Source organism: Pedobacter sp. N23S346, assembly GCF_048515415.1.
GTDB lineage: Bacteria > Bacteroidota > Bacteroidia > Sphingobacteriales > Sphingobacteriaceae > Pedobacter.
The window spans coordinates 44,238-63,137 of record NZ_JBLYEE010000016.1; the positions used below are offsets into that span (position 1 = coordinate 44,238).

Below are 18,900 nucleotides of genomic sequence, written 5' to 3' on the forward strand. Positions count from 1 at the left end.
ACTTATTTTATATCCTGGCATTGAATTGCCGTAATCACCACGGTGTTAAAAATGTCATCCACCGTACAGCCACGGCTTAAATCGTTAATGGGTTTATTTAAACCTTGCAACATCGGCCCGATTGCCAATGCGCCTGTTTCCCGTTGTACTGCTTTATAGGTGTTGTTTCCGGTATTTAAATCTGGAAAAATCAGTACACTCGCACGTCCGGCCACTTCTGAGTTTGGCATTTTTTGCTTACCCACTTTTGGATCTACGGCAGCATCATATTGAATAGGTCCTTCGATTTTTAACTCCGGATATCTTTCCCTCACAATTGCAGTGGCTTCGCGCACGCGTTCCACATCTTCACCTTCTCCTGATGTTCCGGAAGAATAAGATAACATGGCAATTCTGGGTTCGATCCCAAACTTTGCACTGCTCTCTGCTGATGAGATGGCAATTTCTGCCAGTTGCTGCGCGGTAGGATTTGGATTTACAGCGCAATCGCCAAAAATTGCTACCCGTTCTGGCAAGCACATAAAGAATATCGAAGATACCACTGAAACGCCTGGTCGGGTTTTTACAAATTGCAAAGCCGGCCTGATGGTGTGCTGTGTGGTATGTACCGCGCCAGAAACCATTCCATCAGCATCTCCTTTATATACCATCATGGTACCAAAATAAGAAACATCAGTCATCATATCCCTTGCCATTTCGAGGTTTACATTTTTAGCCTTCCGAAGCTCATGCAAGGTTTCAACATAATTATCGTAATGCTTCGAATGGGCTGGATTATGGATATGAATGGCATTTATATCCAGGTTTAGACCAAGTCGCTTAATCGAAGTTCCAATCTCAACCGGGTCACCTAGCAAAGTGATTTCAACAATATCCTGTGTAATTAGCTTTTCTACTGCTTTTAAAATTCTTTCATCATTTCCCTCCGGAAGGACGATATGTTTTTTCTCCCGTTTAGCCCATTTCACCAATTGGTACTGGAACATATGCGGGGTAATCCCCTGGTAACTAAAAGTGATAATTTTATCGTCGAGTGCTTTCAGATCTACGTGTCTTTCAAAAATATCGATTGCCAGTTCAATCTTCTTTTTATTGTCGATGGTGATTTTTGAGTGAATAGAACCAATAGTAGTGGTGGTTTCGAAAGTGCCTTTCTGTACAGAAATGATCGGAATAATGGTTTGTAAACCTTCAATCAGGCGAATCATTGGCTCATCGGGCAAACTTCCGGCGGTGAGCACAATCCCGGCTATTTTAGGATAGTTGGCAGATAAGTTGGCTTGCAGCGAACCAATGATGATATCGCCACGGTCGCCAGGCGTAACAATAAGCAGGTTATCTTTAATGTGCCTTAAAAAGTTGGGCAACATCATGGCACCGGTTACGAAATTATCCACCTGGTTATCCATTAAATCTGCTCCGAATAATACTTCCGCATCCAGGGCAGCGGTAATTTCTTTCATGGTAGGGCTTTGCAATCCACTTTCTACGGGGATCACTGCAATTAACAGTTCTGTTGGTAACTGATTGGTTAATGCCTGCTTAATACGTTCGGCTTCTTCGGGGTTAACCATATTGGCCACCACACCCAGCACCTGAACATCACGAAGCAAAAAGTTTTTATAAATATTAATAGCCGATTTAAAAAGCTGACTGGCTGATTTCCCTTTGCCTGAAACCACAATGAGAACCGGAGCACCAAGGTTTTTAGCCATTAAGGCATTAGATTCAAATTCAAAAGCACTTCCTTCACCCAGGAAATCGCTGCCTTCAATCACGGTGAAATCGTAATTATCCTCCAGTTTTTTATACTTGCTGATGATGGTATTAATCATGGCGCCATGATCATCAGACTGCTGCAACATATCCTGCCTGGTAAAAGCAAAGGCATCTTCATACTTCACCGGAAGTGAAAAATAATCCAGCATGGCTTCTACATGTTTGTCCCGTTTTTCGGGATCTTCCTGTGCAATGATGGGTTTAAAATAACCTACCTTTTGTGTTTTAGCAAGTAACATGTTAATCATGCCGAACGCGATCACTGATTTTCCAGTGTATGGCTCGGCAGATGCAATAAAGATATTTTTAGTCATATATAGAAAAGAAGGAACTGAATAAATAACGAAATCGTGCCAATATAGTTGGAAATTTTTTAAATAAATAAAATAGCCATTCAGTTTTAAAAGAATTATGAAAGTTTTAATACACTAATCTCAGGGCATGAATTTCTACAGTAAGCTATTACGATTTAGTTGATGGGAAGGACGTTTTAAGATCAATTGTTAACTGAAAATAAAAATTTCAGGTTGACCAATCACCAGTAAGTCATTTATGTTTTGTTACGCAGTTACTTGGTCTTTTTAAGAATACTTTTGTAACCTGATTAAATTTAAATCTATTGTAATGAATCACAATTCCCTTAAAAATATACCTTATTCAGTGCTCGATCTGGCAACCGTGCTCGAAGGATATCACGCTGCCGATACCTTTAAAAACAGTTTAGAAATTGCGCAACAATCAGAAAGTTTAGGTTATAACCGCTACTGGTTTGCAGAACACCATAACATGGCAGGTGTGGCCAGTTCTGCAACTGCCATTCTTATTGGCTTTATTGCTGGCGGTACCACAACCATTCGTGTAGGTTCTGGTGGGATCATGTTGCCTAACCATGCACCATTAATAGTGGCAGAGCAGTTTGGTACTTTGGCCTCACTTTATCCAAATAGAATTGATTTAGGATTGGGAAGAGCGCCTGGAACGGATCAGGTTACGGCCATGGCTATTCGTGGGGAGAACTTTAATGCTGCTCATAATTTTCCAAGAGATATTGAACGCCTTCAACGGTTGTTTTCTGCCGATAACAGTGGTTCCAATGTAAGAGCGATTCCTGGTGAAGGCCTTGATATTCCAATCTGGGTTTTGGGTTCCAGTACCGATAGCGCAAGGTTAGCAGCCGAAAAAGGATTGCCTTATGCTTTTGCAAGCCATTTTGCCCCAGCTTACTTTGAACAGGCCATTTCCATTTATAAAAATAACTTTAAGCCATCTGAGTTTTTGAAAGAACCTTATGTAATGGCTTGTGTGAATGTGGTGGCTGCAGATACTGATGAGCAAGCCGAGTTTCTATCCAGTTCTGTAAAACGCATGTTTCTGGGTGTGATTACAGGTAAACGGGAGTTATTAAAACCAGCATTTGAAAACATTAATGGTTATTGGGATAGGATGGAAAAGGAAGCCGTAGAGCAAATGCTTTATTATTCATTTATTGGTAGCAAGGAAACGATTAGACAAGACCTGGAAGCTTTCGTTGAAAAATATGGTGTAAATGAGGTAATGAGTACTTCTCATATTTATGATCAACAGGCAAAACTTCATTCTAATAAATTGTTTTCGGAGGTTTTTAAATAATATTTGCTGCCTGAATTAAATCTGTAATTGAAGTAAAACTATCCAAAACCTTATCTCTTTTTTTATTGTTGGTTTTTCTAAAGAATCTATGATGAAAAGAAATACTACTAATCGATTTGAAAAGGGGATAGTGCTTGAGGGAATAAAAGCTGTTGGACATGGATTAGGTATTCACGCAACCAAGCCCGCTATTAGAAATACCGTTGCTAAAAATATGCGTCTGGTTGATGGATTGATGCGAATCGCATTTTCTCCAAGGAATACACCAGCCACAAAAAGTAAAAGGGTAATTGAACTGGTAGGGCTTGGTGCAATTGCTGCCTATACTATTCTTGAAGGTGTTGAGCGTAAAAACAAATCACTGCTTATTCAGGGTGTATTTTTAGGTACGGCATTGGTAGCCGCCAGTTTTGCTTCAGGGAGCTGGAGTAGTAGGATTACCAGGCGGAGAATCAATTAGGCATTGGCTTCAACCAGTAGCTTTAGCATTTTTAAACGGTGAAGAAGCGGCTGATTTACTTTGGAATCTAAATTTAATTTTAACGGTAAAAAATGACTTTCTAAAAAATAGTCGTAATCCGTAATTACAGTCGCTTCATTGAGGTAGATGGGCACTGGTTGTTTGCCTGCATTTGCGAAAAAATCTTCCAGTTGCTGTAATTCTTGTAAGGTCATGCTGCAAATTTACGATTCAAAGGCGATGTATTGACCAGCAAAGCCGATCTATTTTTCATTAGCTTAATTCTCAGTCGAGTAAAATACTAACCCACCCTGCATCGGTCAATGGCCTTCACCCATTCCTGGTTTTTACATTTTTTGCAACTGTGTTTGCCATCGGTAGCTATTTTTTCTACCGTTCCGCAGAAAGAACAGGCATAATGGTCTTCCGCTGTTATTAATTCAATTTTTCTCTCAAATAGATCAGGGAGGATGGGTAATCCGAATCTAACTTCTTCATCAGGATAAAAGTAGACACTCAATACACCAGAAGTTTCCAGAATGGCTGTTTCGATCTGGCCTAAGTGCGAAACACTTTGCTGGCGTAGCTCTGCAAAAAATTCATCTTTTGCGAGTGCTTCCTTTTTAAAATCTTCTATATTAAATTTTCCATCTCGAATCAGGTAAACGCTTTTTCCTTCTATTAGATCATCTATTTTTTCACTTTTTGCCGTTAAGTAGGTGGTGAAGCGATAGGCGCCGACGATAATGAGGAAGATCACAACTGGCGTAAGTAATCCGATTTCTTTATAAAACATAGGATCGCCGGCTGCAGAACCAAGACTTATAATTACAACCAGTTCGAAGACCGAAAGCTGCCGGATTCCACGTTTTCCTAATAACCTTAATCCGAACAAGATGATGAAGTACATGATCACTGTACGGAGTGCAATCTCGATTAAAAATTCAAATTTCTCTTCTCCAATAAGGAATTGTTTCCAGTCTATGTCCAGCAAGTTCTTCGTTTTTAAATTTAAAGGTAAACAAAAACTGGCAAAGGCTTAACGAACATTTGTTCCTTAAATCTTTGCCAGTGGTTGGGGTTTGAAATTCAAACCGCTTTTAGATGCCTACAGAAACAAGTAACGATCTGTAGGGAGATCACGATGCCTGTAAGCAGACAGTCATCTGGTCAAATCGCTTTCTGCGTTTTGAAACTTCGCTTCAAATTCTCTTTGATAATCCTTGGCCTTCTCTTTCCATTCTGGTGCCTTCTCTTTTAAATCATCCACTACCGATTTTCCGGTAATTGGATCTTTTTTGGTGATGTATTTGAAGCCCGCATAAACTGCAGCGCCTATCAATGCTGTTTTTAAAAATCCCATATCTTCTTCTTTTATTTAAAAACAGTACTGTGTCTTAAAGGTTTTAGAAAATAATACAACTTTCTGGTTTTTATTTTATGGCTTTTTAAGCTTTGACAACTTTGCTGGAGCGTTAGAAAAAAATTGTCAAAGCTAATTGGTAAAAAGTGACCCACATCATTTTATAAGGTAATCTAAATCTGCTGCTGGTTTAGCTACATTAAATAGGTTTGTGCATTAAAGAAATTACTATGCCACATACCTTTCATATCCCGGTTTTAGGCCTGGGATATTCTATAGACACCCCCTTAAAAGTTGCCCGATATGGCATTTCCTCTGTATTATCTGTCGTAGACGATGAATTAATTGAGCGAATCCGCGAATACCATACCCGGAAGACGGATCTAAGTTTTTTACCTATTCCAAAATCTTCAACTGATAGCAGGGCATCCAGAATTACCACTTATTTAAATTTTTTAAGCGATGCCATCGCAAACCAAGTATCGGAAATAAAAAAGCAGGCTTTCGAAGCCGGAAACGATATCTGCAGGTATTTTGAACTGTTGCCAGAAGGCTCTAGTTTAAAAAACGGCTATGAATTGATGATGGATTATCCCGAGGGTGAACATAAAATCAGGTTTCAACAGGTGCTCCGCGGCAAAATTAAACCGGGTGCAATTGATGTGAACATCATGGCCAAGGTAGATAAGATGAACTATGTGGATTGCGAATTTTCAGGAGATGAAAATACTGATGCGCTTGCGGCTTTACGTGGCTTTGCACAGAGTAAACTTTCCTCATCGGTAATTTTATCTGCGGGAATGAATCCGCGTTTATACAGTTACCTTACGCAGTTTAAAGATTTCTTTCCCAATGAAAATGGACACATCAATAAGAAGATTATATTAAAAGTTAGTGACTTCCGTTCAGCATTAATTCAGGCTAAATTTTTGGCTAAAAAAGGATTGTGGGTGGCAGAATTCAGAATTGAATCGGGTTTAAACTGTGGCGGTCATGCATTTGCAACTGATGGCTATCTACTTGGCCCAATTCTAGAAGAATTTAAAGCGAAGCGAAAAGAAATGCTGAGTGAACTTTTTACGCTTTACCAGCCAGCGTTAAAGCAAAGGGAATTGGATGTTGATCAAATGCCTCAGCAAAGAATTACAGTGCAAGGTGGAATAGGCACTGCCGAAGAGAACCAGTTTTTAATTAATCATTACGGTTTAGATGCAACAGGCTGGGGAAGTCCATTTCTCCTGGTGCCCGAAGTAACCAATGTAGATGAGGCAACCTTAAATACGCTTGTACACGCCGGAGAAGCTGATTTCTATCTGAGCAATTCTTCTCCATTAGGCATTCAATTTAATAACTTTAAAAATAGCAGCATTGAAAGCCAACGATTAGTAAGGATAGAGAAAAGCAGGCCGGGGAGTGCATGCACCAAGAAATTTCTATGCAATAACACCGAATTTACCGAGCAGGCCATTTGTACAGCATCCAGAGAATATCAGCATTTAAAGATCAAACAGCTGGAATCTCTTGAGTTATCAGAAAACGAATTTAAGCAACAGTTTGATTCGGTAACCGAAAAAATCTGTCTGTGCGAAGGATTGTGTTCCTCAACTTATATAAAATATGGGATCAGTAAACCTAAAGAAAGCAAAGCGGTAGCCATTTGTCCCGGACCGAACCTGGCTTACTTTTCAGGGATTTATTCTTTGGAAGAGATGGTAGGGCACATTTATGGCCGGTTAAATTTGCTTGAAAAAGTGGAGCGACCGCATTTTTTTGTAAAGGAACTGGGCTTGTACATCGACTATCTGCAAGGTGAGTTGCAACAATTATGCAACAATTTCACTGATAAAAAGAAGAAGCAGCTTAATCATTTTAAATTGCAGCTATCTGAAGGGATTTCATACTATAAAGGGCTTTTCAACGAAATTACAGATGATGCTGATCAAACCTTCGAGTTGATTCAAACGCAGTTGAATGTTTCAAAAGAGCGGTTAGATTTGCTTCAGATTGATTAAATTATTGATAGCGGTGCCGATTAAATTTATATTTATAGCCACACAAAAGGCAAAATGGACAGATCGAAATTTTTAGATGCAATTATAGAGAATGCAATTGATGGAATCATTACCATCGACGATAAAGGGATTATTGAACATTTAAACCCTGCCGCATTGCTGCTTTTTGGCTATGAAAGGGCAGAGCTGGTGGGGCAAAATGTATCTGTGCTGATGCCTGCACCAGATAAGCTTCGGCATGATGGATACATCGATAATTATAATGAAACGGGTAAAAAACACATCATTGGAATTGGCAGGGAAGTGCATGGTCAAAAGAAAGATGGTTCTACTTTTCCTTTCAGGCTGGGGGTAAGTGAAGTGAAATTCAGCGACCGTAAAATTTACACAGGCTTTATTCACGATCTTTCGAAAGAAAAAGCAAATGAAGAACAGATTAAAAGCTACACCGAAAAACTGGAAGTGAAGATTAGAGAACGGACTCAGGATTTGGTTAAACTGGTTTCTGAACTAGAAATGGCCAAAGAAAATATGAGTGCACTGTTTGAGAAGGAAAAAGAATTAAACCAACTAAAAACACGTTTCGTTTCTATGGCTTCGCACGAGTTTAGAACGCCATTAAGTTCTATGCAATTATCAGCTTCCCTGATTGATAAATATACGGTGAAACAGGATGCGGCCAATGTAGAAAAACATACGGCTAAAATCAAAAACTCGATTAATAACCTCACTACTATTCTGAATGATTTCCTATCGCTTGAGAAACTCGAAGCCGGTAAAGTAGAAGCCAAAGCACAGGTGTTTAATATCATCAGCTTTGCTGAAGAAATTACAGAAGAGATGCAGTTGATGACCAAGCAGAATCAGCATATCATTTACGAGCATACCGGTACCAAAGCTAATGTATTACTTGATCAAAATTTACTTAAGAACTGTATAATCAATTTAATATCAAATGCAATTAAGTATTCTGGTGAAGATACTTTAATTCAATTCAACACCATTTTGAAAGATGACGAACTGATTCTGGAAGTGAAGGATAACGGAATTGGGATCCCCGACGTTGATCAGCATAACCTTTTCGAACCTTTCTTCAGGGCGCATAATACTGGAGATATTCCAGGAACCGGATTGGGATTAAACATTGTTCGGCGATATGTTAGCCTGATGGATGGAGTAGTCACCTGCAAAAGTGAACAACATTCTGGAACGATCTTTACGCTTACCTTTCCATCTAAATAAACCAGCAATCATTTTATAATATTCCGATGAGTAAAAAAGTACTAATTATAGAAGATAATGATGATATCCGGGAAGGAACAGCAGAAGTGCTGGATTTGGCTGGCTACGAAACTTACACAGCCAAACATGGCAAAATTGGGGTAGATCTAGCCCTGAAGCATTTACCTGATGTGATTCTTTGCGACATCATGATGCCTGAACTTGACGGTTACGGGGTTTTATATCTGATTAATAAAAATCCTCAAACGGCCAACATTCCTTTCATTTTCATCACCGCCAAAACGGAGCGGGCAGACATGAGAAAGGGGATGGAAATGGGTGCTGATGATTATTTGACCAAGCCATTTGATGACCTTGAGCTTTTCAAAGCTATTGAAAGCAGGTTTAAGAAGAAACAACAGTCTAAAACCATTGGTGCCTCCGTTGCAAGTGTTGAAGCTGTTTTGGACGAACTTAAAGCGAAAGGTAAAGTAAGATCGGTTTCGCCCAAGCAAATTATTTACGTGGAAGATGATGAGCCGGCGCATCTTTATTACCTCGTAAAAGGTCAGGTGAAGACCTATAACCGATTTAAAGATGGCAGAGAGCTATCTTCAGGCTTGTTTCATGACGGAGACTTCTTCGGTTACGAAAGCCTTTGTAGCGGTGTGCTTTATAATGAAAATGCAGCTACACTTGCAGCATCAGAAATTATCCAGATTCCAAAAATCGATTTCCTGGAATATCTGCTTAGTCACCAGGCCGTATCCAAAACATTCCTTGCTTTGTTATCTGAAAGCGTTCAGGATAAAGGGAAGCAAATGCTGCAACTGGCTTATTCTTCTGTACGGAAACGTGTGGCAGAGGCATTGTTGCAGGTTGCAGAAAAATTCGGTGGGGCGGAAAGTGATAGCTGTACCATCAAAATCTCCAGAGATGATCTTGCGGCATTGGTGGGTACAGCCAGCGAAACCATTAGCAGGATGCTGGCTGATTTTAAAGATGAAAAACTCATTGATAAGACCGGGAACGCGATTAATATCTTGTCGATTAGTAAATTACGAAATGTAAAACAGTAACGTCATTATTCTATTTCTAATAAAAGTAACTAACATCACTTTTTAGTCTAAGCAGCCTCATCCTATCTGGACGATGGCTGCTTTATTTTTGTGTACAAGAAAATTTGTACATGAAAGCAATCGCATATAACATTAAAGCTGCCGAGAAAGAATGGCTGGTTCTCGCCAATTATAAAAAGCATGATATTACAATAATTGCCAATAGCTTAACAATAGATACTTTATCTTTTGCTACAGGTAAGGAGGCATTGCTGGTGTTCAATCAAGACGACCTGACTGCAGAGATGATAAACGGCTTGAAGGCAATTGGCATCAAATACATTGCAACTTCATCCTCAGAAACCAATCACCTGGATTTGCTGGCTGCCGGGCATGCAGGAATGAAAGTAGCCAATGTGCCTTTGCTTGATGGAAACCAGGATCCGAAGACAAGAATGGAACAGGTGATCAAAAATCTCGATCAATGGTCATCTGGTAAATGTGTAGGCAAAGCCTGCTGTTGTCAAAACAATTGTGGTGTAGCTAAAGCATTGAAATAATGGAAAAAGCTGCACTTCTAAAGAAATATAACGTCGCTGCACCACGATACACCAGTTATCCAACCGTACCCTATTGGGATCAGGAGAATTTTAGCGCAGCTAAATGGGAGAAGTCAGTTCAGCAAATCTACGCGAAGCATCATGAGGAAGGGATAAGCCTTTATATTCACCTGCCATTTTGTGAAAGTTTATGTACTTACTGTGGTTGTAATACCCGGATTACTAAAAATCATGCAGTAGAATTACCTTACATCAAAGCAGTTTTAGCGGAGTGGAATATGTATTTGAACCTGTTGGGGGAGCAACCGAAAATAAAGGAGCTGCATTTGGGTGGCGGAACGCCTACTTTCTTTCAGGCAGAAAATCTTCAGATATTAATCGAAGGCATCTTAGATCATGCCGCATTAACTGCCGAATCTTCACTTTCTTTTGAGGCCCATCCTGCGAACACCACTATAGCGCATTTGGAAACTTTGTATCAGTTAGGATTTAAAAGGCTGAGTCTGGGAATTCAGGATTTTGATCCGAAGGTGCAGTTAATGATCAACAGATTTCAAACGCCGCAGCAGGTTTTTACGGTTACAGAGCAGGCCAGGAGCATTGGTTTTAATTCTATCAACTTTGATTTGATTTATGGTTTACCTTGTCAAAATATCAGTGGCTTAACGAGTACACTTCAAGAAGTAATTCAGATGAGGCCAGACCGGATTGCCTTTTATAGTTATGCACACGTGCCGTGGCTCAAACCCGGCCAGCGGCATTATACAGAAAAAGATCTTCCCGTTGGTGATGAGAAATTTGCACTTTATCAATTGGGTAAAAGGATGCTGATGCATACTGGCTATCACGATATTGGTATGGATCACTTTGCCCTTAACAATGATTCGCTTTTTTTAGCCAGTCAGAAACATCAGCTCCACCGAAATTTCATGGGCTACACCGATCAGCATACGCATTTGCTTATTGGATTGGGTGTTTCTTCTATTAGCGACGGCTGGAATGCTTTTGCCCAAAACCCTAAAACAGTAGAAGCTTATCTGGAGCGTATAAACCTTGGCGAGTTGCCTGTAGAAAAAGGGCATCTACTTTCAGATGAGGATTTGATGATCCGTCAGCACATTTTGAACGTGATGTGCCGGGAAATCACCTCCTACACAGATGGGATTCCAGAGAAAGTATACGAGAGGCTATCTCCGCTAATAGAAGACGGGTTGGCTCAGGTGAATGGCGAAGAAGTTAGTGTAACCCATGCTGGTAAATCATTTCTGAGGAATATCTGTATGGCCTTCGATGAAAAGCTATGGGCTAAACAACCTGCAACCAAAATATTCAGTGCTGCCATTTAAAATATAAACTATGGAAGAACGACATGAAACCGCCATAAAATCGATCTGTTATCATTGCGGAGAGGATTTGCCTGAGGTTACGCATCAACTTGATGACAAAGAATTTTGCTGTGCCGGATGCAAAGGCGTTTACCAGATTTTATCAGAAAATAACCTTTGCAATTATTATGCTTACAATCAAAATCCAGGTCAGCGGTTTAAGCATGAAGCCAGGTTAGAATATTTAGATGAGCAATCTATTATTACGCAATTAATTGACTATAAAGAGAAAGATTCTAGTATCATAACCTTTTATATTCCAGCAATTCATTGTAGTTCATGTATCTGGCTACTTGAACATCTATATAAAATTAATCCGGCTATTTTCAGTTCGAGAATAGACTTCATCAGGAAGCAGGTGACCATCACTTTTAACCATGAAGAAATCTCGCTGAGACATTTGGTAGAAACATTAATTCAGGTTGGTTATGAGCCATTAATCAGTCTTCAGGATGTGGTGAAAGAACACCAGAAAGGATTGGATAAAACCCTGATTTTGAAAATTGCTGTCGCTGGCTTTTTAATGGGAAATGTGATGCTTTTTAGTTTTCCGGAATATTTTGGGTTATCTGGCTTAGAGCAACAGTTTCAAAGTTTATTTGGTTGGCTCAACCTGGCTTTTGCCATCCCGGCAGCTTTTTATTGCGGTAAAGATTATTTCGTATCGGCAATTACCAGTATCAAACACAAACACATTAATCTCGATACACCGCTGGCACTTATTATTGCTGTGTTATTTTTAAGAACTGCATTTGAAATCATTTTCAGCACCGGGCCGGGTTTCGCAGATACGCTCACAGGTTTGGTTTTTCTGCTCTTGATGGGTAAATGGCTGAAACAACGTACCTATAACCACATTTCTTTCGATCGGGATTATCGGTCATATTTTCCTATTGCGGTAACGACTTTAAATGATGGTAAAGAAAAGCCAGTCTCCATTAACGACGTCAAAATTGGAGATCGGTTGTGGATTCGAAATGGCGAACTGGTTCCGGCCGATGCCATTTTAATGAAGGGCGATGCCTGGATGGATATGAGTTTTGTAACGGGCGAATCTGATCCGGTACACAAAGTTTTGGGCGAAATTATTTATGCTGGTGGTCGCCAAACAGGTGAGGCCATAGAACTGGAAGTGATCAAACCCGTTTCTCAAAGTTATTTAACTGGATTGTGGAATAACGAACATTATAAAAATAATGTTCAAAAGCAGAACTTTAACGATAGCATTGCAAAATATTTCAGTTTAGGCGTGTTTTTAATTGCTTTTTCGGCTACAGCTTACTGGGTTTTTCAGCAGGATAGCCATAAGGCCTGGTCGGCCTTTACGGCTGTGATAATTGTGGCTTGCCCTTGCGTACTGGCATTGAGTACGCCATTTACGCTTTCAGCAATTTTGGCTGTGTTCGATAAAAAAGGCTTTTATGTTAAAAACACTGATGCTATAGAGCAATTGGCAAAATGCGATGCCATTGTTTTCGATAAAACCGGGACCCTTACCACCACGAAAAATGCTGCGGTTTCCTTCAACGGATCAATCAATGATCTCGAGAAACAAATTGTGGCTTCTCTATTTAGAAATTCTTCGCATCCGTTGAGCCGGCACATTTTAAAGGAATTGAATATTAAGGATTTCTTTTCGGTTAAAAATTACGTTGAAACTCCCGGAAAAGGCTTATCTGGGATGATTAATGGTGCAAATGTTTATGCAGGAAGCCTGTCTTCGAATTTAAAAGCTTCCCGTCAGCAAGCTATTGGTGGTGTACACGTGGTAATTGATGATGTTTATGTCGGGAATTTTGTAATTGAACAGGAGTGGAGGCCAGGATTGGGTACATTGATGGGCGGATTAGGTCAGTCATTCGATCTTCAGGTACTCTCGGGTGATACCAATAAAGATGAACAACAATTGAGAACAATTTTCCCGGAGAAAACCACGGTCAGGTTCAGGCAAAGTCCGCATCAAAAACTAGAGGCAATTTTGAAGTTACAGGCCAACGGGAAAGCCGTGATGATGCTGGGTGATGGTTTGAATGATGCAGGCGCGCTAAAACAGAGTGATTTCGGTATTGCCATTACAGACGACATCAATAATTTTACGCCGGGCTGTGATGCCATATTAAAAGGGGATTCGCTCAGCCTTTTACCAAATTTTATCAACTTAAGTAAAGATGGAATCAAGATTATCAAAGCAAGTTTTGTCATTGCTTCGCTCTACAATAGCATCGGAATTTTTTATGCTGTTCAGGGTACGCTTTATCCATTGGTTGCTGCGGTTTTAATGCCAATCAGTACGGTAACAATCATTTGTTTTACCACCTTCGCTACGCGGATTCTGGCCCATAAAAATAAGCTGTTTACCTGAGTTCGACTAATGATATACGTTAAATGCTATTTTAATAGGCTTTTTTAACGTTTAAACCACCCCGCCCTTTGGGCACCCCTCCAAAGGAGGGGAATGGCGATCGTAATTCCCCTCTTTTAGAGGGGTGGTCGCAGACCGGGGTGTTAAAATTAATTAATAATTATCCAACTCATATTATTATGAATATTCTCTATTTTTTGGTGGGTTGCAGCGTCTTAATGGCACTCATCTTTCTTGGTGCTTTTATCTGGGCTGCTAAAACCGGGCAAAATGATGATGTTTATACGCCAGGCGTGCGCATCCTTTTTGATGATGAGGTTACGGAAGAAAAAAGTGAAGAAGATCACTTTTCCAGCTAAGCCGCATCATCCTTTACCTGCTCCTCGCAGGATACCTTTGAACTATAAATACAAACAAAACATTTCTGTTTATGCAATTAGAGCGATTTACTTACGATAACAAAATTGTCAGAAACTTCGGCATCGCCACTCTCGTATGGGGGATTATCGGGATGACGGTTGGTTTGCTGGCCGCCATGCAGCTGTTCAAACCTGCAATGAATTTAGGCAACCAATATACCACGTTTGGGAGAATCAGGCCCCTACACACCAATGCCGTAATTTTCGCCTTTGTGGGGAATGCCATCTTTATGGGCGTTTACTATTCCTTGCAACGCCTGCTTAAAGCCAGGATGTTTAGCGATGTTTTAAGCAAAATTCATTTTTGGGGTTGGCAACTCATTATAGTTTCGGCCGTAATTACGCTACCATTGGGTTATACCACCTCACATGAATATGCCGAACTCGAATGGCCTATAGATATTGCCATCACAGTAATCTGGGTGGTATTTGGGGTGAATATGTTCGGCACGATCTTGAAAAGGAGGGAACGCCATTTATACGTAGCCATCTGGTTTTATATTGCCACCTTCGTTACCATTGCGGTATTGCACATTGTAAATTCATTTGAACTACCAATTTCTTTCCTGAAAAGCTATTACGTTTATGCAGGTGTTCAGGATGCGCTGGTACAATGGTGGTATGGACATAACGCAGTGGCTTTCTTTTTAACCACGCCTTATTTGGGGATGATGTACTACTTTCTGCCAAAAATGGCCGGAAGACCGGTGTATTCATATAAATTGAGTATTCTTCATTTCTGGTCGCTGATTTTTATTTACATCTGGGCAGGTCCACACCATTTATTATATACCTCTTTACCAGGTTGGGCGCAATCTTTAGGCGTAGCCTTTTCCATCATGCTGATTGCACCAAGCTGGGGTGGAATGATTAACGGTTTACTCACACTCCGTGGTGCATGGGACAAGGTTCGGGAAGATGTTACCCTGAAATTTATGGTAGTGGCTTTAACGGCCTACGGTATGGCAACTTTCGAGGGACCATTGCTTTCCTTGAAACAAATCAATGGCGTAGCGCACTTTACCGACTGGATCGTGGCACACGTACACGTTGGAGCATTGGGTTGGAACGGGTTTTTAACCTTCGGCGTAATGTATTGGTTAATCCCAAGAATTTATAAAACTGAGTTATATTCTAAAAAACTGGCTGGATTTCACTTCTGGATTGGTACGCTCGGGATTCTTTTTTATGCCATCCCGATGTATTGGGCAGGTTTTACTCAAGGTTTGATGTGGAAAGAGTTTACTGCTGAAGGATTACTGAAGTATCCAAACTTCCTGGCCACCACGTTACAGATAATTCCCATGCATGTATTGCGATCAATAGGTGGTGCAATGTATCTGGCAGGTGTAATCGTAATGACTTATAACCTGGCCAAAACCATGAGAAGTGCAAAACTGGTTGCCAATGAGCCAGCTGAGGCCATGCCATTATCGAAAGAAATTGTAGACCATTCTGCTGCCGACAAAGCATGGCACAGGGTGCTGGAACGCAAACCAATAAAGTTTATGGTGTTCTCATTGATTATTATCCTGATCGGCGGAATGGTGGAAATGATGCCAACATTTACGATTCAATCGAATGTGCCTACTATTGCCAGTGTAAAACCTTATTCAGCGCTGGAGTTGCAGGGAAGGGATCTTTACATCCGCGAAGGTTGTGTAAACTGCCATTCTCAAACCGTTCGCCCATTTCGCTCAGAAACCGAACGTTATGGCGAATATAGTAAGGCTGGGGAGTTTGTATATGATCACCCTTTCTTATGGGGAAGTAAACGTACCGGACCAGATTTGCATCGCATTGGTGGCAAATATTCTGATGCCTGGCATTACAATCACCTGGTCGATCCGACGTCAATGTCGCCGGGAAGTATTATGCCACCTTACCCTTGGTTAGTTGATCAGAAACTGGATATCAGCACTACCGCAAGCAAAATCAGGGCAATGCAAACGCTTGGTGTGCCTTATGCAGCAAATTATGATCAGCAGGCAAATGAAGATCTTAACATTCAGGCAGAAAAAATTGCTGCCGAGTTGAAACAGAATAACATCAAAGTGAAAAGCGATCGGGAGATCGTGGCCATCATTGCCTATCTGCAACGTTTGGGTACGGATATCAAAGCGAATAAAGAGAAAATTCCAACAAATTAAAATTATGTTCAATCAAATAAAAGACCTGGCCGGAGGGGAGCTTTACCTCATCAGTTCGCTGATTATGTTTATGGTATTTTTCATTATCGTAGGCATTTACCTCCTTAAATTAAATAAAAAACATATCGAAGTGATGAGCGAATTGCCACTTACAGAAAATCAATCTACCGCGCATGAAGAAGATTAGCTTATTTATTTTATTGCTTGTTAGTCAGCTTTCAGTTTTTGCTGCTGATGAGAAGGCGATGGTCGAAACTGTTCAGCCGTCAAATCCCTCATTGGGTTTAACGCAGACCGAAATGTTGATTGTAATTCTATTATTATTCCTTGTGGTTCTGGTGTTTGTGTCTGTTACCTTACTCAACGCTTTCAAGGTCATGTATCAGGAACAGCTCAATCCGACACCCTACCTTGAGCCGCTTAAAACAAAACCGTTGAATTACGACGACTGGTTGAAAGATCAGAAAAAGGGTACTTCGATCTGGGAAAAGTTATTGAGTTTAAAGCCAATGGCACAAGAGAAAGAACTCGAAATCGATCATGCTTACGATGGTATCAAAGAACTGAATAATCCTGTTCCGGCCTGGTTTAATTACCTCTTTTTTGGAACGATGATTATTGCTTTTGCTTACCTTTTCTATTACCACATTGGCGGTTATGGCGATCTTCAGGATCAGGAGTATGAAAATGAAATGGCTCAGGCAAAAATCGAAAAGGCTGCTTATCTCCAAAAATCTGCAAATGCGATTGATGAGACAACAGTAAAAGTTGACAACACAGAGGCTGTTCTGGCCGAAGGTAAAAATATCTTCGATGGAAATTGCAAGGTGTGCCATGGCGACAAAGGCCAGGGAATTATTGGTCCGAATTTAACAGATGAATTCTGGATTCATGGCGGCGGCATTAACAATGTTTTTAAAACCATTAAATATGGCGTGCCCGAAAAGGGGATGATCAGCTGGGAGAAAAACCTCAGTCCGAAACAAATCAGCGCCGTGGCAAACTTCATTCTATCTCTTGCAGGCACGAATCCGGCAGGTGCTAAAGCAGCTCAGGGCGAAAAGTATGAAGAGAAAAATCCACAGGATAATGCAATGAAAGAACCAGCTGATAGTTTAAAAGCCAATGCTACAGAAAGAAAATAACAGCAAGCTTAAAGGTTTTTTATATCCTAAAAAGCCTTCAGGAAAACTATATGCTTACCGCAAGTGGGTGAGTTATACGTTGCTCTTGCTTTTATTTGCTTGTCCGTTTTTAAAAATGAATGGTGAGCAGTGGGTGTTGCTGAATTTCATTGAGCGGAAATTCGTATTCTTCGGACTCATTTTTACGCCGCAGGATTTTTATTTATTTGCCCTGGCGATGCTCATTTTCGTCATTTTTATTGTCTGTTTTACGGTGGTTTTGGGCAGGCTTTGGTGCGGTTGGGCCTGTCCGCAAACCATCTTTATGGAAATGGTGTTCCGCAGAATAGAATATTGGATTGAAGGCGATGCCCCACGTCAGAAAAGATTAAATGCGCAAAACTGGAATACAGAGAAGATTTTAAAAAAGGGTGCTAAACATTTTATTTTTCTGGTGATTTCTTTTGCCATTGCCAATACGTTTCTGGCATACCTCATTGGTTCTGCTCAACTTTTCAAAATTATCATAGAGCCTGTTAACCAACACATTTCTGGTTTTATTTCCATCTGGCTTTTTACCTTCATCTTTTATGGTGTGTTTGCCTATTTAAGAGAAACAGTTTGTATAGTCATCTGTCCTTACGGAAGGTTACAAGGCGTTTTGCTGGATAATCAGAGTCTGCTAGTGGCATATGATTCGAAGCGGGGAGAACCCAGAGGGAAAATTCAACGGCATGATGCAGAAGAGAAAAAAGGCGACTGCGTAGATTGTGGCCTGTGCGTACAGGTCTGCCCAACGGGTATCGACATTAGAAAAGGAACACAAATGGAATGCGTAAACTGCACCGCCTGTATTGATGCCTGTGATGAGGTAATGTTCAAAATTAATAAGCCAGAAAGGCTGATTGGATTTTATAATCAGGATTATATCAGCGAACAGAAGCCTTTTAAAATTGGGTTAAAAGCATATGGTTATGCCGCTGTGCTGTTTGTTGTTTTTATGGTTTTTTCTGCACTGATTTATAAAAGAGAGGCGATAGAAACTACCGTTTTAAGAGCCAGCGGCACGCTTTATCAAAGCAGAGGTACAAATCAAACCAGCAATCTGTACAATGCAGAATTGATTAATAAAACCAATAAAACAGTGCGGTTTGAATTCAGGGCAAAAAATAAGGAAGATAAAATTGAGTTTATTCAGGCCGCCAGTGTGCTTCCAAAGGATGGCTCAGCACAGATCACTTTTTTTCTGATCAGGGATAATAAAACCATTACAGCATATAAAATGGACGCTACCTTCGAAGTTCTGGTAGATGGAAAAGTATTAAGCAAGGCCAATACGAGCTTTTTCGCACAGCCGGATAATCATTAAAATAATTGA

Annotated in this window: 17 protein-coding genes; 13 read left to right on the forward strand and 4 right to left on the reverse strand. The window is 40.4% G+C overall.

All coding sequences use genetic code 11. The annotated features are described in order from the left end of the window. Positions 1-2 precede the first annotated feature (2 nt). The gene (gene pta / locus ACN1CD_RS21165) at positions 3-2,093 is read right to left on the reverse strand and encodes a phosphate acetyltransferase (protein WP_419132407.1); all 2,091 of its coding nucleotides are present in this window, start codon (positions 2,091-2,093) and stop codon (positions 3-5) included. 310 nt (positions 2,094-2,403) lie between these two features. On the opposite strand from pta, the gene ACN1CD_RS21170 reads away from it, so the two are divergent. Continuing rightward, positions 2,404-3,408: an LLM class flavin-dependent oxidoreductase gene (locus ACN1CD_RS21170; RefSeq protein ID WP_419132409.1), complete on the forward strand. Its 1,005-nt coding sequence runs from the start codon at positions 2,404-2,406 to the stop codon at positions 3,406-3,408. 88 nt (positions 3,409-3,496) lie between these two features. Continuing rightward, complete coding sequence (locus tag ACN1CD_RS21175) at positions 3,497-3,868, forward strand: hypothetical protein (RefSeq protein WP_419132410.1); 372 nt, start codon at positions 3,497-3,499, stop codon at positions 3,866-3,868. Here the strand turns inward: ACN1CD_RS21175 and ACN1CD_RS21180 are convergent. The 3 genes from ACN1CD_RS21180 to ACN1CD_RS21190 all read right to left on the reverse strand — a co-directional run bounded on the left by ACN1CD_RS21180 (position 3,865) and on the right by ACN1CD_RS21190 (position 5,231). Further along, positions 3,865-4,083, reverse strand: coding sequence for a DUF6965 family protein (locus ACN1CD_RS21180; protein ID WP_419132411.1), 219 nt, complete (start codon positions 4,081-4,083; stop codon positions 3,865-3,867). The two genes, ACN1CD_RS21175 and ACN1CD_RS21180, sit on opposite strands and share 4 nt — an antisense overlap. An 86-nt stretch (positions 4,084-4,169) precedes the next feature. Continuing rightward, on the reverse strand, positions 4,170-4,862 hold the full coding sequence (locus ACN1CD_RS21185; RefSeq protein WP_419132412.1) for a DUF421 domain-containing protein: 693 nt from the start codon (positions 4,860-4,862) through the stop codon (positions 4,170-4,172). A gap of 168 nt (positions 4,863-5,030) precedes the next feature. Next, positions 5,031-5,231: a YtxH domain-containing protein gene (locus tag ACN1CD_RS21190; RefSeq protein WP_419132413.1), complete on the reverse strand. Its 201-nt coding sequence runs from the start codon at positions 5,229-5,231 to the stop codon at positions 5,031-5,033. A 230-nt stretch (positions 5,232-5,461) separates the two neighbouring features. Between ACN1CD_RS21190 and ACN1CD_RS21195 the strand changes: the two genes are divergently transcribed. The 11 genes from ACN1CD_RS21195 (at position 5,462) to ccoG (ending at position 18,891) form a co-directional block, all read left to right on the forward strand. Further along, entirely contained in the window at positions 5,462-7,243 is a 1,782-nt protein-coding gene (locus tag ACN1CD_RS21195; RefSeq protein ID WP_419132414.1) for a hypothetical protein, read from the forward strand. Between the two features lie 54 nt (positions 7,244-7,297). Then, complete coding sequence (locus tag ACN1CD_RS21200) at positions 7,298-8,485, forward strand: PAS domain S-box protein (RefSeq protein ID WP_419132415.1); 1,188 nt, start codon at positions 7,298-7,300, stop codon at positions 8,483-8,485. Between the two features lie 26 nt (positions 8,486-8,511). Then, positions 8,512-9,543: a response regulator gene (locus ACN1CD_RS21205; RefSeq protein WP_419132416.1), complete on the forward strand. Its 1,032-nt coding sequence runs from the start codon at positions 8,512-8,514 to the stop codon at positions 9,541-9,543. Positions 9,544-9,653: 110 nt separating this feature from the next. Continuing rightward, positions 9,654-10,082, forward strand: a complete 429-nt coding sequence (locus ACN1CD_RS21210) for a lactate dehydrogenase (RefSeq protein ID WP_419132417.1) — start codon at positions 9,654-9,656, stop codon at positions 10,080-10,082. Further along, positions 10,082-11,428, forward strand: a complete 1,347-nt coding sequence (gene hemN, locus ACN1CD_RS21215) for an oxygen-independent coproporphyrinogen III oxidase (protein WP_419132418.1) — start codon at positions 10,082-10,084, stop codon at positions 11,426-11,428. Before ACN1CD_RS21210 ends, hemN begins: the two co-directional genes overlap by 1 nt. A 10-nt stretch (positions 11,429-11,438) precedes the next feature. Next, positions 11,439-13,829 carry a heavy metal translocating P-type ATPase gene (locus ACN1CD_RS21220; protein ID WP_419132419.1) on the forward strand — a complete coding sequence of 797 codons (2,391 nt, stop codon included), beginning with the start codon at positions 11,439-11,441 and terminating at the stop codon, positions 13,827-13,829. Positions 13,830-14,008: 179 nt separating this feature from the next. Next, positions 14,009-14,188, forward strand: a complete 180-nt coding sequence (gene ccoS / locus ACN1CD_RS21225; protein WP_154283014.1) for a cbb3-type cytochrome oxidase assembly protein CcoS — start codon at positions 14,009-14,011, stop codon at positions 14,186-14,188. Positions 14,189-14,259: 71 nt separating this feature from the next. After that, positions 14,260-16,398, forward strand: a complete 2,139-nt coding sequence (ccoN, locus tag ACN1CD_RS21230) for a cytochrome-c oxidase, cbb3-type subunit I (RefSeq protein WP_419132420.1) — start codon at positions 14,260-14,262, stop codon at positions 16,396-16,398. A gap of 4 nt (positions 16,399-16,402) precedes the next feature. Next, complete coding sequence (locus ACN1CD_RS21235; protein WP_320466144.1) at positions 16,403-16,585, forward strand: hypothetical protein; 183 nt, start codon at positions 16,403-16,405, stop codon at positions 16,583-16,585. Next, a complete protein-coding gene (locus ACN1CD_RS21240; RefSeq protein ID WP_419132421.1) occupies positions 16,572-17,543 on the forward strand; it encodes a cbb3-type cytochrome c oxidase N-terminal domain-containing protein in 972 nt (323 codons plus the stop codon). Before ACN1CD_RS21235 ends, ACN1CD_RS21240 begins: the two co-directional genes overlap by 14 nt. Further along, entirely contained in the window at positions 17,524-18,891 is a 1,368-nt protein-coding gene (gene ccoG, locus ACN1CD_RS21245) for a cytochrome c oxidase accessory protein CcoG (RefSeq protein WP_419132422.1), read from the forward strand. The genes ACN1CD_RS21240 and ccoG overlap by 20 nt, the downstream gene beginning before the upstream one ends. Positions 18,892-18,900: the final 9 nt, after the last annotated feature.

What these genes read in the sequence shown, in the direction of transcription:
- ACN1CD_RS21200 (WP_419132415.1), top strand. Translation starts at nt 7,298, where the DNA reads ATGGACAGATCGAAATTTTTAGATGCAATTATAGAGAATGCAATTGAT.
- ACN1CD_RS21195 (WP_419132414.1), top strand. Translation starts at nt 5,462, where the DNA reads ATGCCACATACCTTTCATATCCCGGTTTTAGGCCTGGGATATTCTATA.
- ACN1CD_RS21190 (WP_419132413.1), bottom strand. Translation starts at nt 5,231, where the DNA reads ATGGGATTTTTAAAAACAGCATTGATAGGCGCTGCAGTTTATGCGGGC.
- ACN1CD_RS21240 (WP_419132421.1), top strand. Translation starts at nt 16,572, where the DNA reads ATGAAGAAGATTAGCTTATTTATTTTATTGCTTGTTAGTCAGCTTTCA.
- ACN1CD_RS21180 (WP_419132411.1), bottom strand. Translation starts at nt 4,083, where the DNA reads ATGACCTTACAAGAATTACAGCAACTGGAAGATTTTTTCGCAAATGCA.
- ACN1CD_RS21220 (WP_419132419.1), top strand. Translation starts at nt 11,439, where the DNA reads ATGGAAGAACGACATGAAACCGCCATAAAATCGATCTGTTATCATTGC.
- ACN1CD_RS21205 (WP_419132416.1), top strand. Translation starts at nt 8,512, where the DNA reads ATGAGTAAAAAAGTACTAATTATAGAAGATAATGATGATATCCGGGAA.
- ACN1CD_RS21175 (WP_419132410.1), top strand. Translation starts at nt 3,497, where the DNA reads ATGATGAAAAGAAATACTACTAATCGATTTGAAAAGGGGATAGTGCTT.
- ccoS (WP_154283014.1), top strand. Translation starts at nt 14,009, where the DNA reads ATGAATATTCTCTATTTTTTGGTGGGTTGCAGCGTCTTAATGGCACTC.
- ACN1CD_RS21170 (WP_419132409.1), top strand. Translation starts at nt 2,404, where the DNA reads ATGAATCACAATTCCCTTAAAAATATACCTTATTCAGTGCTCGATCTG.
- ACN1CD_RS21210 (WP_419132417.1), top strand. Translation starts at nt 9,654, where the DNA reads ATGAAAGCAATCGCATATAACATTAAAGCTGCCGAGAAAGAATGGCTG.
- ccoG (WP_419132422.1), top strand. Translation starts at nt 17,524, where the DNA reads ATGCTACAGAAAGAAAATAACAGCAAGCTTAAAGGTTTTTTATATCCT.
- hemN (WP_419132418.1), top strand. Translation starts at nt 10,082, where the DNA reads ATGGAAAAAGCTGCACTTCTAAAGAAATATAACGTCGCTGCACCACGA.
- ACN1CD_RS21235 (WP_320466144.1), top strand. Translation starts at nt 16,403, where the DNA reads ATGTTCAATCAAATAAAAGACCTGGCCGGAGGGGAGCTTTACCTCATC.
- ccoN (WP_419132420.1), top strand. Translation starts at nt 14,260, where the DNA reads ATGCAATTAGAGCGATTTACTTACGATAACAAAATTGTCAGAAACTTC.
- pta (WP_419132407.1), bottom strand. Translation starts at nt 2,093, where the DNA reads ATGACTAAAAATATCTTTATTGCATCTGCCGAGCCATACACTGGAAAA.